The sequence below is a fragment of the Pseudoxanthomonas sp. 68-E7 genome (assembly GCF_057773145.1).
In genome coordinates this window covers 93,451-106,215 of sequence record NZ_JBYMTI010000003.1, presented here as the reverse complement: position 1 = coordinate 106,215, position 12,765 = coordinate 93,451, and the positions used below count along the sequence as shown (strand labels likewise).

Below are 12,765 nucleotides of genomic sequence, written 5' to 3'. Positions count from 1 at the left end.
CGCGGCACCGACCGATGAACCTTCCCGGCTATCCCTTCACCCCGCAGCGTTTCGAGGTCCGTCCCGGCCTGTCCATGAGCTACCTGGACGAAGGCCCGCGCGATGGCGAGGTGGTGGTGATGCTGCACGGCAATCCGTCGTGGAGCTATTACTGGCGAAAGCTGGTCACCGGCCTGGGCGATCGTTACCGCTGCATCGTGCCGGACCACATCGGCATGGGCCTGTCGGACAAGCCGTCCGACGATCGCTATGACTACACCCTGCAATCACGGGTGGACGACGTGGCGGCGCTGCTGGAACACCTGGGCATCACCGGCCCGGTGACCCTGGCGGTGCATGACTGGGGCGGCATGATCGGTTTCGGCTGGGCGCTTTCGCATGCGGATCAGGTCAAGCGGCTGGTAATCACCAACACCGCCGCCTTCCCGTTGCCGCAGGCCAAGCCGATGCCATGGCAGATCGCGCTGGGCCGCGACTGGAAGTTCGGCGCCTTCATCATCCGCGCGTTCAATGCGTTCTCCGGGGGCGCGTCCTACCTGGGGGTGGAGAAGAAGATGCCGGCCGACGTGCGCCGCGCCTACGTCTCGCCCTACGACAGCTGGGCCAACCGGATCTCCACGGTGCGCTTCATGCAGGACATCCCGCTGGGACCGGGCGACAAGGCCTGGGCGCTGCTGGCCGAAGCGGGCCGGCGCCTGCCGGAATTCGCCGACCGTCCGGCGCTGCTGGGCTGGGGGCTGCAGGACTTCGTGTTCGACAAGCACTTCCTGGCCGGTTTCCGCGCGGCGCTGCCGCAGGCGGAAGTGCATGCCTGGGACGACGCCGGCCACTACGTGCTGGAAGACAAGGCGGACGAACTGGTCCCGCTGATCCGCGATTTCCTCGAACGGCATCCGCTGGCCGGCTGAGCCGGGCCCGCCCGCGCGCTCAGGCCGCCCGGACAGGCGGCAGCGGGGTCGAGGGATCGTTGTCGTGATCGTCCGGATTGCTGTCGTCGTCGTTGGCCGCGCCATCGCGCCAGCGCCAGTCGGCCGCGGTCAGGGCCGGCAGGCCCCAGGCGATGCGCGCCTTGTCGCACTGCGGACTCGCTTCACCGAACTCCCAGGAGGCCGGCACGTCACGGCAGACCGTCGGGCGTTGCGGATGGATGCTGCAGCGCGATCGCACGCCAATCTCCGCATCCAGCGCCACGCAGCGCGGTTCCTGTTCCCAGGTGCCGCGCATGACCACGCGATGGGGATCGAACGGCTCGGTGAGCTCGGCCGGTACCGGTCCGCCCAGGGCGGGATCGGTTTCGCTCCAGTGGAAACTGACGCGGAAGTAGGCGCAGCAGGCGCCGCAGGTCAGGCAGGGATGCATGGAAGGCTCGGGCCGTGCGCGAGGCGAAAAAAGGGGTGCGGAATTGTGAGGCCTCCGTTGGCTGACGCAAGTACCGTCCAGCGGCGACAATGGGCGGATGACCGAACCCTGCAATATCGCCGCCACCCTGCCGCGATTGGCCCGCGAGCAGCCCGATCGGATCGCGATGCGGTGCCCCGGTGCCGATGGCCGTTATGGCCCCGTGCTGACCTACGCCCAGCTGGACGCCCGCAGCGATGCCATCGCCGCCGGCCTGGGCCGGTACGGCATCGGCCGCGGTACCCGCACGGTGGTCATGGTCCGGCCGACGCCGGAGTTCTTCCTGCTCATGTTCGCCCTGTTCAAGGCCGGCGCGGTGCCGGTGCTGGTGGATCCGGGCATCGACCGGCGCGCGTTGAAGCAATGCCTGGACGAGGCCCGGCCGGAAGCCTTCATCGGCATTCCGCTGGCCCAGGTCGCGCGCCTGTTGCTGGGCTGGGCGCGCGGTGCGCGCCGCATCGTCACCGTCGGCGCACGCTGGGGCTGGGGCGGCACCACCCTGGCGCGGGTCGAGCGATCGGGGCAGGGCACCGGCCCGCAACTGGCGGTGACCGGGCCGGACGACATGGCGGCCATCCTGTTCACCAGCGGCTCGACCGGCGTGCCCAAGGGCGTGGTCTACCGGCATCGCCATTTCGTCGGCCAGATCGAGCTGCTGCGCAAGGCGTTCGCCATGCGGCCCGGCGGCGTGGACCTGCCGACCTTCCCGCCGTTCGCCCTGTTCGATCCGGCGTTGGGCCTGACCTCGATCATCCCGGACATGGATCCGACCCGGCCGGCCAATGCCGATCCGGAAAAACTGCACGCGGCCATCGCGCGTTTCGGGGTCACCCAACTGTTCGGATCCCCCGCGCTGATGAAGGTGCTGGCCGACCATGGCCAGCCGTTGCCGACCGTGCGCCGGGTGACCTCGGCGGGCGCGCCGGTGCCGCCGGACACGGTGGCGCGGATCCGCGCGCTGCTGCCCGATGACGCGCAGTTCTGGACGCCGTACGGCGCGACCGAGTGCCTGCCGGTGGCGGTGATCGAAGGGCGCGAACTGGAAGCCACGCGCGAAGCCACCGAGCGTGGCGCGGGGACCTGCGTGGGCCGGCCGGTGCCGCCCAATGACGTGCGCATCATTCGCATCGACGATGGTGCCATCGCCGACTGGTCGGCGGCCGAACCGCTGTCGGTCGGCGAAGTGGGCGAAATCACCGTGGCCGGGCCGACCGCCACCGACAGCTATTTCAATCGCGAGGCCGCCACCCGCATCGCCAAGATTCGCGAGCGTCGGGACGATGGCGGCGAACGCATCGTCCATCGCATGGGCGATGTCGGCTACTTCGACGCGCAGGGCCGACTGTGGTTCTGCGGTCGCAAGACCCAGCGCGTGGAGACCGCGCAGGGTCCGCTCTACACCGAACAGGCCGAGCCGATCTTCAACACCCATCCGGATGTGCGGCGCGCCGCGCTGGTCGGCGTGGGCGAATCCGGACGCCAGCGGCCGGTGCTGTGCTTCGAACTGTTGCCCGAGGTGGCGGCCATGCGCCGCGACGCGGTCGCCGACGATCTGCGCGCGATCGCGCGGAGGCATCCGCACGTCGCCGGCATCGATACCTTTCTCTGCCACCCGGGCTTCCCGGTGGACATCCGCCACAACGCCAAGATCGGCCGCGAGAAGCTGGCGATCTGGGCGGCCCGGCAACTGGAGCAGCACGCATGAAGATCCTGGTCACCGGTGGCGGTGGATTCCTGGGGCAGGCCCTTTGCCGGGGACTGGTGGAGCGGGGCCATCACGTCGTCAGCTTCAATCGTGGCCACTATCCGGCGCTGGCCGCGCTCGGCGTCGGCCAGGTGCAGGGCGATCTGGCCGACGCGCACGCGGTGATGCATGCCGCCGCCGGTGCCGACGCGATCTTCCACAACGCCGCCAAGGCGGGCGCGTGGGGTGCCTACAGGCTCTACCACCAGGCCAACGTGGTCGGCACCGAAAACGTGCTGGCCGCCTGCCGCCAGCACGGCATCCCGCGGCTGATCTATACCTCCACGCCCAGCGTGACCCACCGGGCCACGCACCCGGTCGAAGGCGGCACCGCCGACAGCGTGCCCTACGGAGAGGGTTTCAAGGCGCCGTACGCGACCACCAAGCTGATCGCCGAAAAAGCGGTGCTGGCCGCGAACGGCCCCGGACTGGCGACCGTGGCCCTGCGCCCGCGCCTGATCTGGGGGCCGGGCGATCAGCAGATCCTGCCGCGGCTGGTGGAACGCGCCAAAACCGGCCGCCTGCGCATCGTCGGCGATGGCGACAACCGGGTGGACACCACCTACATCGACAACGCCGCGCAGGCGCATTTCGACGCCTTCGAGCACCTGGCCCCCGGCGCGCGCTGTGCCGGCAAGGCCTACTTCATCTCCAACGGCGAACCCAAACCCATGGGCGAACTGTTGAACACCCTGTTGGCCGCGGCGGGCGCTCCCGCCGTTGACCGGCACCTGTCGTTCAAGGCGGCCTATCGCATCGGCGCCCTCTGCGAAGCCTTGTGGACGGTACTGCCGCTGAAGGGCGAACCGCCGATGACCCGCTTCCTGGCCGAACAGCTCAGCACCACCCACTGGTACGACATGACCCCGGCGCGCGAGGACTTCGGCTACGTGCCGAGGGTGTCCTTTAACGAAGGCATCACCCGGCTGAAGTCGTCACTCCGCGACAACGCCGCCGTCACCTCTCCGTGACTCCGGGGCCTCCAGCATGGATACGCGCCGAATGGAGCGCGTCCATGTTTCAGGAGATCCCATGCTGCGCTATGCCGTCATCTTCTTCGTCATCGCACTGATCGCGGCGGTACTGGGCTTCAGCGGCATCGCCGGCGCTGCCAGCAACATTGCCTGGATCCTGTTCGTCGTCTTCCTGATCCTGGCCATCATTTCGCTGTTCCGCGGCAGGAGCGTATAGCGCGGAGACGCCGTGGGCGCGGCTGGCGCTGCGGGGCGAGGCGTATGGGTAGAATGGCGGCATGTCCGCCTCTCCCTTCGACCTGCTGAAGCCCTTCGCCGGCCGCGCGCTGGAAGTCGCGCTCAACCGCGCGCTGACCCTGGATCCCGATACCCGTGCCGGGCTGGCGCCACTGGAAGGACGGCGCGTGGCGCTGGCGCTGGAGTCGCCCGCGGTGGCGATGGAAATCCGGGTCGGCGGTGGCGAATTGCAGGTCGGCCCGGTACACGAGGTGCACGAGCCGGATCTGTCCGTGCGCGCCACCCTGGGGAGCGTGCTGTCGCAATTGCCGTTCCTGCGCCGTGACGACGCCGCGCCGGTCGGACGCATGCGCATTTCCGGCGATGCGGATCTGGCGCGCCGCCTGCAGACCCTGGCCGAGCGCTTCGATCCGGACTGGCAGCAACCGTTCACGGCGGCCTTCGGTGAAGTCCTGGGCGTCCAGATCGCCAACGCGCTGCGGGCGGGTTTGCGCCAGGCCCGCGTGGTCGCACGCGGATTCGCCGAGAACACCGCCGAATACCTCACCGAGGAATCGCGCGACGTGGTCGCGCGCGCCGAGCTCAACGCCTTCCATGATGACGTCGATGCATTGCGCGACGATGTCGAACGCCTGGCCGCGCGCGTGCAGCGGCTGGCCGCCAGGCGCGGGAGCGCCGCATGAGGCCGGTGTTGCGGGCCAGCAAGATCGGCCGGGTCCTGCTGCGCTATCGACTGGATGATCTGCTCGACGACACGCCGGCCGAACGCTGGCTGAAGCTGGCGCGCCCGTTCGTGCCGCGCGCCTCGGCCGAGATCGCCGCGCAGCCGCGCGGCGCGCGCTTGCGCCTGGCGTTGCAGGAACTGGGACCGATCTTCGTCAAGTTCGGCCAGATCCTGTCCACCCGCCGCGATCTCGTCCCGCCCGACGTGGCCGAGGAACTGGCGCTGCTGCAGGACCGCGTCCAGCCCTTCGACGGCGACGCCGCGCGCGTGATCGTCGAGCAGGCGCTCGGGCGCCCGGTCGGCGAGGCCTTCGCCGCGTTCGACACCTCGCCGCTGGCGTCGGCCTCCATCGCCCAGGTGCATGCGGCGACCTTGTCGGGCGGGCGCGACGTGGTGGTCAAGGTGTTGCGGCCGGACATCGAGAAGCAGATCGCCGCCGACATCGCGTTGCTGAAATCGGTGGCGGCGCTGGTCGAGCGTGCCCATCCCAGCGCCGACAAGATCCGTCCGCGCGAAATCGTCGCCGAGATCGAGTCGACCCTGGCCGCCGAACTGGATCTCCAGCGCGAGGGCGCCAACGCCAGCGTGATGCGGCGCTTCTGGAAGGATTCGGACGATCTGTACGTGCCGGAAATCCTGTGGTCGCACACCAGCGAACGCGTGCTGACCATGGAGCGCGTGCATGGCATTCCCTCCGACGACATCGCCGCGCTGGACGCGGCGGGCGTGGACCGGCGCGCACTGGCCGCCAAGGGCGTGCGGGTGTTCTACACCCAGGTGTTCCGCGACAACTTCTTCCACGCCGACGCGCATGCCGGCAACATCTGGGTCGACAGCGATCCGGCCCGCAAGGCCAACCCGCGCTTCATCGCCCTGGATTTCGGCATCACCGGCCAACTCTCGCCGGAAGACCAGTACTACCTGGCCGAGAATTTCATGGCCATCTTCAACAAGGACTACCGGCGCATCGCCGAGCTCCATGTCGAAGCGGGCTGGATGCCGGCGACCGTGCGCATCGACGAACTGGAAGCCGCGGCACGCGCGGTATGCGAACCCTATTTCACCCGGCCACTGTCGGAAATCTCGTTGGCCGAGGTGCTGCTCAAGCTGTTCCGCACCGCGCAGAAGTACGAACTGACCCTGCAGCCGCAGTTGATCCTGTTGCAGAAGACCCTGCTCAACATCGAGGGTGTCGGCCGGCAGATGGATCCGCACCTGGATATCTGGGCGGTGGCGCGACCGGTGCTGGAAAAGATCCTGCTGGAACGCTACAGCCCGCAGCGCGCGGTGCAGGAATTCCGCAAGCGCCTGCCGGAAATCATGACCCACGCGCCGGACATGCCGCGACTGGTGCACGCCTGGCTGACCCAGCAGGTCGAAGGCAAGCACGAACTGGCGATGCGCTCGCGCGATCTGGCCGATCTGGCCACCACCCTGCGCGGCATGCAACGCCGCATCGTGGCGGCGATCCTCGGCGTGGGTCTGTTGCTGGTGGCGGCGGTGCTGTACGGCCTGGACGCCGGCGGACCGCGCATCCTGTCGGTGCCCGCCTCGGCGTGGATCGCCGGCATCGGCGGCTTGTGGGCGCTGCTCGCGGCTTGGCCGCGGCGGTGATCGGAACCTGCTCCCGTAGGAGCGACATGAGTCGCGACCGGATACCCGCCGCGCTTTCGCGACTCACGTCGCTCCTACAGTGACCCCATGACGATCTTGGCAATCAGCGAGTGATGACCCGATGCGGAAACCGGTATTCCTGAAATCATTGCTGGCGTTGACGGTCCTGGCGCTTGGCGCCTGCACGCACCTGCCGAAACAGGAACACAATCCACTCGCGCAATGGGCGCCCTCGCCCAACCACGAGGCGCGCAGGCCGATCCTGATCGTCATCCATGCCACCGAGCAGAATTCGGTGGCCGAGAGCCTGGAGACCCTGCGGACGGAGAACTCCGGCGGGCCGGTGAGCGCGCATTACCTGATTGGCCGCGACGGCGAGCGCTACCAATTGGTTGCCGATGAACTGCGCGCCTGGCACGCGGGCGGTGGGCGCTGGGGCACGATCACCGACGTCAACAACGTTTCGATCGGCATCGAACTCGACAACGATGGGCGATCCGAGTTTCCCCCGGCGCAGATCGACAGTCTGATCGTGCTGCTGGAAGATCTGTGCGAGCGGCTGTATATCCCGCGCACCCAGATCGTCGCGCACGCCGACTTCGCGCCCACCCGCAAGCAGGATCCCGGCACGCGCTTTCCCTGGCAGCGATTGGCGCAGGCGGGATTTGGCATCTGGCCGGCCACCGACGCGCCGCCGGCGCCCGCCGGTTTCGATCCCTGGAACGCGCTGCGCCTGCTCGGCTACCCGCTGGCCGACCGCGCCGCCACGGTGCGCGCGTTCCACCGCCGCTTCCGTGGCACCGAGACCGACGTGCTGGACGCGGAAGACCTGCGCATCCTGGCCTCGCTGGTCCAGCAAGCCGGCAACTAGGACGCCCGGCCTAGCGGCCCGACAGGCCGTAGGCGACCGGCGAGGCGTCCTCGAAGCGCAGCCCGGGCAGGGGCGTCAGGGTTTCGCCGTCCAGGCGGAACCGATGCACGCGATGATCGTTCATGCTCTGCGCGAATATCGTGCGCGCGTCGTCGAGGAAGCCGACGCCCTGCGCCCAGCCGCCGAACTCGACGTCCGCCACCGGTCGCAGCCGCCCCGATTCGATGGCCAGCACCGCCAGCCGGCTGTGCGCCGAATGCAGCGGGTGCGAGCGCGCCACGGTGCTCATGTTCTGCAGCGCCGCCGCCGCGTGGCGGCCGTCCGGGGCGCAGGCCACGCCTTCCGGTGAAACACCGACCGAGGCGGTATCGATGACCCGGGGCAGCGCGCCGCGCGTATCGATCAGGCTGATGGTGTCGATATCGCCGGTCACCTTGCCGTAGTTCGCGACCACCGCCAGTCCCGTACCGCCGCAGAACGACAACGCGGTCGGGCCGATGCCTGCGCTCATTTCATGCACGGCGGGCAGCACCGGGCGCCCCTCGGCCACCGACAGCCAGGCAATCCGGCCACTGCCGGGCAGGCTCAGCAGCGCGTGCGCGCCATCGGCGCTGAAACCCGCGGCGATCGGTGCGCTGCCCGCCTCGAAGCGGACCACATCGATCACCTCCCAGCGCTCCGCGCGCTTTTCCAGCACGCTGACGCTGTCGGCGCCGGTATGCGGCACCCAGGCATGGCGTCCATCCGGATGCAGGGCGACCGAAGAAGGCGCGGCCGCCAGGGTCAAGGTCTGGGCCACGCGAATGGGCGTCGTCGACAGATCGATCACCGCCATGGTGAGGTTGGCGGTGAACGCTCCGGCACGCCCGGGATCGGGACGGGTGAAGGCGGTGACCAGCGCCTCGCGGCGATCCCGGCTGATCGCGACGCTGGAAGGCGGGCCCTGGAAGCTGACGGGCACGGCCACTTCGCCGAGCGGCCGCCACGGCGAGGTGGCGGTGTCGTAGAACGCCACCCGATCCGGCGCCGGTGTTTTCAGGATCTCCACCTCGCCATCGACCATCCTGCTCTTGCCGTCCAGGGCGATGCCCACGGTCTGGGCATGCAGCGTGCCCAAGGGGAGCAGGCAGGCCATGAGCAGTCCGAAACGCACGATGCAGCCAGGCACGGTACGGCGACGCGACAAGCGATGAAGCATGGACACGTTCCCGAAGCGGACGAGTCGCGGATCCTAAGGGCATCCGCGCGGCCTCCGTGTTCAGCGGGCGTGACGGCGACTTTCATGAACGTCGGCAGGCCGGAGGCGTGACGGTGGATGGCGACTTAAAGCCCTTTTAATGCGGCCGGCGCAGCATGCCCCGCGACGCAATGCATGCCCCCGCCCGAGGAAACCCATGAACCTGTTCCCCGCACTCGTGCCGCGCACCCGCGTATCCCCTCCGCTGTTCCAGGTACCTCCAGGCCCGGTCGTCACCCGGGTATCCCGCCAGGACGTCGATGTGCTGATGGCCCTGTGCGACCTGCACGGCCAGGCCGCCCAGCAGGCGGTGAGCGACATCGACGCGCAGGGCGGCATGCTCGAACTGATGGAAGCGCTGTTCGATCCGCCACTGCGCGCCTGGGCCTGGATCGCGCGCGAACGCGGCACCGCGATGGGCTATGCCGCCGCGACGATCGGCTACTCGCTGCTGGAGCGCGGTTACTACCTGCGGCTGGAATCGCTGTACGTGGATCCCGCCCATCGTGGCCGGGATGTCGAGGCGCATCTGCTGGCGTCGGTCCGCGGCATCGCCGCACAGATGGGCTGCATCGCCGTGCATTGGCAACGCGGTGCGCACCTGTCGCCGCTGCATGTCGAGGGCGCCCATGTCGACGCCGGCGGCAATGGCGCGCTTCGCCTGGCGACTCCGCTCGCGTGATGGGCCGCAGGCGCCGCCGCTCCTCCCCCCGGCGGCGCCTCGGCCGGCGCTTCGCCACCTTTTTCCTGATCCTGATCGTCGGAACGCTCTACATGTCCTTGTCCGCCTGCAGCACCGTCCCCTATCCGCAGTCACCGCAGTACCGCGAAAGCGCCTTCCGCAATCCGGTCGAGCCGCGCCAGCCCGCCACCCGCGAAATGCCCGGTTTGTGGTGGCGTTTCATGTTCGGGAAATCCGATCGCACCGTGCCGCCGGACGCGCCGCCTATCCGTCGCATCACCCGCGCCGAACTGGATGCGGCCGCCGACGGCACGCTCTACCGCATCGGCCACTCGACCCTCCTGCTGAAGCTCGAAGGCGGCTACTGGCTCACCGACCCGGTGTTCTCCGAGCGCGCTTCGCCGGTGCAGTGGGCGGGACCCAAACGCTTCCACGCGCCGGCCATCGCGCTGGCCGATCTGCCGCCGATCGCCGGTGTGATCCTGTCGCACGATCACTACGATCACCTCGACAAGGCCACCATCCGCGCGCTGGCCGATCGCGTCGAGCGCTTCATCACTCCGCTGGGCGTGGGCGATCTGCTGGCGCGCTGGGGCGTGCCGAAGGAAAAGATTACCCAGCTCGACTGGTGGCAGTCGGTGCGGGCCGGCGGCCTGCACCTCACCGCCACTCCCGCGCAGCATTTCTCCGGCCGCGCGCCCTTCCAGAAGAATCCCACCCTGTGGGCGTCGTGGGTCATCGAGACGCCGCGGCAGCGGATCTTCTTCAGCGGCGACACCGGCTATTTCGCCGGCTTCCGCGAGATCGGCGATCGGTTCGGGCCCTTCGATCTGACCCTGCTCGAATGCGGCGCCTACGACCCGCTCTGGGAAGGCGTGCACATGCTGCCGGAGCAGAGCGTGCAGGCGCACCTGGACCTGCGCGGCCGCTGGATGATGCCGATCCACAACGGCACCTTCGATCTCGCCTTCCACGACTGGAACGCGCCGATGGAAGCAGTCAGCGGCATCGCCGCCGCGCGCGGCGTGGCGATGAGCACGCCGATGATCGGCCAGCCGGTGTCGATTGCCGCGCCACAGCCGTTCACGCCGTGGTGGCGGTTGCCGCGCTGAAGATGATCAGCGATCCGGGAAGCGCACCCGGATCGACAGGCCGCGTCCATCCAGGCCGTCGTCCACGGTGACTTCCGCGCCGTAGGCCTGGGCGATGCGCCGGACCAGCGACAGGCCGATGCCGCTGCCGCGCTCGCCATTGCCGTTGCTGCCGCGGAAGAAGCGGTCGAAGATCTGCTCGCGCTCTTCCCGCGGCACGCCGGGACCATTGTCGGTCACGGTCAGCACCGCGCCGGTGTCGTCCGGGTCGCGGCCGCAGGCGACCACGACCCGGCCGCCTTCGCCGCTGTAGCGGATGGCGTTGTCGATCAGGTTGCGCACCAGCACGCCGAGGTCATCCAGATCGCCGGACACCGGCACGACCGCGGTGTTGAGGACGATGGTCTGCTGCCGACGCGAAGCCATGACCTCGAATTCGCGCACCACCATCGTGACCACGTCGGCCAGTTCGACCGTCGCGTGCTCGTGGCGCCGTTGCGAGGCGTCGATGCGCGCCGAATCGAGCAGCTGTTGCGCCAGCCGGGAGGTGCGTTCGATGCCGTGCGCGAGTTGGCCCAGCGCCTGCCGCGCATCGGCTTCGCTGCCGGCGCGCAGGGCCACCTGGGTCTGGGTCTGCAGCGCGGCCAGGGGCGTGCGCAGTTCATGCGCCGCGTCGGCCAGGAACTGGCGCTCGCCCTGCATGGCCTCGGCCAGTCGCGCCAGCAGGCCGTTGAAGGAATCCATCAGGGGCAGGATTTCACGTGGAATGCCGGCGGTGGGCAGCGGCGCCAGGTCCAGCGCGTCGCGCTGCGACATCTGATCACGCAGGCGATTCACCGGCCGCAGGCTCCAGCGGATGGCGGTCCAGATCGCCAGGGCCAGGCCCACCATCAACGCCACCGCCGACAGCAGGGTGATCTTCACCCACCACGCCAGTTCGGCGCGCAGCTGCTTGCGCGACATGCCGACCTGCACCTGCACCCGCCCGCTGGCATCGGTGACGGCGTAGACACGCCAGTCGTCGCCGGCGGTGCGGGTGTTGGCCAGGCCGGTCCGGAAGCTGGGCTGCAACGGCGTCTTCGGCGCGCCGTTCGACGAGACGATGCTCTCGCGGCGTTGCAGGCTCCAGACCTGGAAGCGGATCTTGTCGAACTTGTAATTGGGCTGGGCGGGCAGATCCGCCGGCAGTTGCAGGCGCGAACGGCCGCCGACCGTGTCCACGTCGCTCGGCATCGACATCAGGATCTGCTGGCCGACCTCGCGCAGCGACTGATCCCAATGCCCGTTCTGCTGCCGCGAGACCTGCACGTACTGGCAGCCCAGCCAGATCAGCCAGCCGATCAGGCTCACCCCCATCAGGGTGGCCAGCAGCTTGCCCTTGAGCGAATGATGGCGCCGCATGTTCATTCCACCTCGCCGATGCGATAGCCGAAGCCATGCACGGTGGTGATGAAGTCCTCGCCGAGCTTGCGCCGCAGTTGGTGGATGTAGACGGCAATGGTGTTGCTCTCGATGGTGCCGTCGCCGCCATAGACCAGCGACTCCAGCGCGTCGCGCGCGACCACCCGGCCCTGGCGTTCCATCAGCGCCAGCAGGGTGCGGTACTCGTGCACGCCCAGCTTCACCGCCTGGCCGCCCCGGGTGACCTGGCGTCCGGCTGGATCCAGTACCACGTCGCGGTGGGACAGCACCGGCGCCACCCGGCCCAGGCTGCGGCGGACCACCGCACGCAGGCGCGCGCACAGTTCGTCGGTCTGGAACGGCTTGACGATGTAGTCGTCGGCGCCGGCGTCCAGGCCGCGCACGCGGTCGCTGAGTTGGTCACGGGCCGTGACGATCAGCACCGGGGTGGTGTCGTAGCGCTGGCGCAGCGCGTGCAGGACGTCCAGGCCCGAGCCGCGCGGCAATCCGAGGTCCAGCAGGACCGCGGCGAAGGCGTGATCGATCAAGGCGGTCTTGGCTGCGCCGGCGTCCTCGGCGCGCGCCACCTCCCAGCCGTCCTGGCGCAAAGCCGCCGCCACGGCGTCACCGAGCATGCGATCGTCTTCCACCAGCAGGATCGGGGTCACGGCAACGGTCCGGGATTCAGGGGAGACGATGGTAAACGGCCCGCTTTAAAGCCGTCTTAATCCGCTCCGGCGTGACCTGGCGCGCTGGTGGAGCGGGCGGGAAGGAATGGCGTCCCTCCCGCCC

General features: G+C 69.2%; 13 protein-coding genes. 9 read left to right on the top strand and 4 right to left on the bottom strand.

Annotation, left to right across the window (positions count from 1 at the left end):
* Positions 1–14 precede the first annotated feature (14 nt).
* The gene (locus tag AC3DE2_RS08600) at positions 15–908 is read left to right on the top strand and encodes an alpha/beta fold hydrolase (RefSeq protein ID WP_488425846.1); all 894 of its coding nucleotides are present in this window, start codon (positions 15–17) and stop codon (positions 906–908) included.
* 19 nt (positions 909–927) lie between these two features.
* Here the strand turns inward: AC3DE2_RS08600 and AC3DE2_RS08595 are convergent, their stop codons facing one another.
* Complete coding sequence (locus AC3DE2_RS08595; protein WP_295378842.1) at positions 928–1,359, bottom strand: YkgJ family cysteine cluster protein; 432 nt, start codon at positions 1,357–1,359, stop codon at positions 928–930.
* A gap of 97 nt (positions 1,360–1,456) precedes the next feature.
* Between AC3DE2_RS08595 and oleC the strand changes: the two genes are divergently transcribed.
* The 6 genes from oleC (at position 1,457) to AC3DE2_RS08565 (ending at position 7,562) form a co-directional block, all read left to right on the top strand.
* A complete protein-coding gene (oleC, locus tag AC3DE2_RS08590; RefSeq protein WP_488425845.1) occupies positions 1,457–3,103 on the top strand; it encodes an olefin beta-lactone synthetase in 1,647 nt (548 codons plus the stop codon).
* A complete protein-coding gene (gene oleD / locus AC3DE2_RS08585) occupies positions 3,100–4,113 on the top strand; it encodes a 2-alkyl-3-oxoalkanoate reductase (RefSeq protein ID WP_295378848.1) in 1,014 nt (337 codons plus the stop codon). The genes oleC and oleD overlap by 4 nt, the downstream gene beginning before the upstream one ends.
* Positions 4,114–4,174: 61 nt before the next feature.
* Positions 4,175–4,333 (top strand): DUF1328 domain-containing protein, encoded by a 159-nt coding sequence (locus AC3DE2_RS08580; protein WP_141454537.1) that lies wholly within the window; start codon positions 4,175–4,177, stop codon positions 4,331–4,333.
* A 61-nt stretch (positions 4,334–4,394) separates the two neighbouring features.
* Positions 4,395–5,036 carry a ubiquinone biosynthesis accessory factor UbiJ gene (locus tag AC3DE2_RS08575; protein ID WP_295378851.1) on the top strand — a complete coding sequence of 214 codons (642 nt, stop codon included), beginning with the start codon at positions 4,395–4,397 and terminating at the stop codon, positions 5,034–5,036.
* Entirely contained in the window at positions 5,033–6,691 is a 1,659-nt protein-coding gene (gene ubiB / locus AC3DE2_RS08570; protein ID WP_488425844.1) for a ubiquinone biosynthesis regulatory protein kinase UbiB, read from the top strand. Before AC3DE2_RS08575 ends, ubiB begins: the two co-directional genes overlap by 4 nt.
* A gap of 121 nt (positions 6,692–6,812) precedes the next feature.
* Positions 6,813–7,562 carry an N-acetylmuramoyl-L-alanine amidase gene (locus AC3DE2_RS08565; RefSeq protein WP_488425842.1) on the top strand — a complete coding sequence of 250 codons (750 nt, stop codon included), beginning with the start codon at positions 6,813–6,815 and terminating at the stop codon, positions 7,560–7,562.
* Positions 7,563–7,572: 10 nt separating this feature from the next.
* Here AC3DE2_RS08565 and AC3DE2_RS08560 read toward each other — a convergent pair whose 3' ends face one another.
* Positions 7,573–8,760, bottom strand: coding sequence for a lactonase family protein (locus AC3DE2_RS08560; RefSeq protein ID WP_488425841.1), 1,188 nt, complete (start codon positions 8,758–8,760; stop codon positions 7,573–7,575).
* A gap of 196 nt (positions 8,761–8,956) precedes the next feature.
* On the opposite strand from AC3DE2_RS08560, the gene AC3DE2_RS08555 reads away from it, so the two are divergent.
* Both AC3DE2_RS08555 and AC3DE2_RS08550 read left to right on the top strand, forming a co-directional pair.
* A complete protein-coding gene (locus AC3DE2_RS08555; RefSeq protein WP_488425840.1) occupies positions 8,957–9,481 on the top strand; it encodes a GNAT family N-acetyltransferase in 525 nt (174 codons plus the stop codon).
* Positions 9,482–9,573: 92 nt separating this feature from the next.
* A complete protein-coding gene (locus AC3DE2_RS08550) occupies positions 9,574–10,593 on the top strand; it encodes an MBL fold metallo-hydrolase (protein ID WP_488425839.1) in 1,020 nt (339 codons plus the stop codon).
* A gap of 6 nt (positions 10,594–10,599) precedes the next feature.
* On the opposite strand, the gene AC3DE2_RS08545 is transcribed toward AC3DE2_RS08550, so the two are convergent.
* Both AC3DE2_RS08545 and AC3DE2_RS08540 read right to left on the bottom strand, forming a co-directional pair.
* Positions 10,600–11,973 carry an ATP-binding protein gene (locus AC3DE2_RS08545; protein ID WP_488425838.1) on the bottom strand — a complete coding sequence of 458 codons (1,374 nt, stop codon included), beginning with the start codon at positions 11,971–11,973 and terminating at the stop codon, positions 10,600–10,602.
* A gap of 2 nt (positions 11,974–11,975) precedes the next feature.
* Positions 11,976–12,641, bottom strand: a complete 666-nt coding sequence (locus tag AC3DE2_RS08540) for a response regulator transcription factor (protein ID WP_488425837.1) — start codon at positions 12,639–12,641, stop codon at positions 11,976–11,978.
* Positions 12,642–12,765: the final 124 nt, after the last annotated feature.